This is a genomic window from Rhizobacter sp. P3_B12 (genome assembly GCF_056402895.1).
The window spans coordinates 1-1,618 of the sequence record NZ_JBFUGN010001213.1 but is presented as its reverse complement, the minus strand read 5'-3'; the positions used below and the strand labels follow the sequence as shown (position 1 = coordinate 1,618).

Annotated in this window: 2 protein-coding genes and 1 pseudogene; all 3 read right to left on the bottom strand. The window is 67.0% G+C overall.

The annotated features are described in order from the left end of the window. Positions 1 to 622, bottom strand: a 622-nt coding sequence (locus AC1D01_RS33860) for a two-component system sensor histidine kinase NtrB (protein ID WP_477873845.1), incomplete at its 3' end; no start/stop codon positions are given. Between the two features lie 101 nt (positions 623 to 723). Next, the gene (locus AC1D01_RS33855; protein WP_477873844.1) at positions 724 to 1,200 is read right to left on the bottom strand and encodes a hypothetical protein; all 477 of its coding nucleotides are present in this window, start codon (positions 1,198 to 1,200) and stop codon (positions 724 to 726) included. A gap of 193 nt (positions 1,201 to 1,393) precedes the next feature. Next, positions 1,394 to 1,618: pseudogene (gene glnA, locus AC1D01_RS33850) on the bottom strand (glutamine synthetase); the annotation flags it as partial.

Below are 1,618 nucleotides of genomic sequence, written 5' to 3'. Positions count from 1 at the left end.
CCGCGAGACCGCGCGGGAACTCGGCAATGATCAGCGAGCGCACCCGCTCGCAGACCTCGTGGATGTTGACGTCGCTCACCACGTGCGGCTTGCGGTGCGGCGCGAGCAGCCGGTCGACCAGCGCCTGCAGCCGGTCGGCCTCCTGGATGATGACCTGCGTGTACTCGGTCAGCGCGCGCGACTCGACCTCCATCTCGAGCAGCTGCGCCGCGCCGCGGATGCCGCCGAGCGGGTTCTTGATCTCGTGCGCCAGGTTGCGGATCAGCTCCTTGTTGGCGCGCGCCTGGCCGAGTGCGCGCTCCTCGCGGTCTTGCCGGGTCTGCTGCTCGATTTCCACCAGCTCGACGATCGCCTCGTTCGCCCGGTCGAGCTGGTTCACGATCACGTGCACCGGCAGCGCATCGCCATGGGCCGACACCGGCCGGCGCAGCAGGGCTTCGAAGCGGCTGGTGGAGAAATCGTTGCGCACGACCGCGGCCACGGTGTCGCGCACCGAGTTGGCATCGATGAACCACTCGAACAGCGAGCCGCCCAGCACGCTGCGCCGCGGCAGGCCCAGCACGTTCTCGAACGCGGCATTGGCGAACAGGCAGCTGCCGTCGTCGCGCACCACCGCGACCATCGTCGCGAGGTGGTCGAAGGCCTCGTAGCGCCCGGGCAGGTCGCCCGGCAGCGCCGGTCGCGCGGGCTTGGGCTTGCTCACCGGCTTGTTCACCGGGTTGTTCACTGCAGCTTCGCGATTTCCCGCTTGAGCGCGGCGATGTCGCTTTCCTTGCGCATCAGGCTGGCCTTCATCTCGGCGACGCGGTCGATGTACTTCTGGTAGTTCTTCTCGTCGCCCTGCCGTTCGGGTTCGCCGTTGTTGTAGGCCTTCTGCATCTCGGCCAGCGCGTCTTCTTCCTTCTTCAGCTCGGCCTCGAGGATGCGGCGTGCATCGCTGTCACGGGCGCGCTGGTCGTTCGGGTCGACCCGGTTCTGGCCCGAGGTCGCCGCGCCCGAGGCGGCCTTCGCCGGGCGCTGGCCCTGCACCACGGTGATCGGCGTGCCCTCGAGCGTCTTGCAGCCCTTCTCCTTGGCTTCCTTCGCGGACAGCGTGTCGGTGTAGAGCACCGGGTTGCCGGGGCAGCGGTAGACGGTCTTTTCTTCGGCGGCCCGGGCAGGCAGGGTGATCACGGTGGCAACGGCAACCAGTGTGAGCACGCGACGGGTCGTGGTTCGGTGAGAGCGCATGAGAGATACCTCGGGCCGTGGGATCTGGTGGATTGTGGCCGATCCCGCCATGTAAAAAGGGACGGCGCATGCCGTCCCTTCTCGTCATGTCGGTGGCGGAACCGTTGGATCTGAGAGCCTTCAGCCCCCGTCCGGGTTCCGCGCCGCCATCAGGCGCCGCAGATCAGGCGCTGTAGTACATGTCGAACTCGACCGGATGGGTCGTCATGCGGAAGCGCGTGACCTCCTGCATCTTCAGTTCGATGTACGCATCAAGGTAAGCATCGGTGAAGACACCGCCCTTGGTCAGGAACGCGCGGTCCTTGTCCAGGTAGTCCAGCGCCTGGTCGAGGCTGTGGCAGACGGTCGGGATCTTCGCGTCTTCTTCCGGCGGCAGGTGGTACAGGTC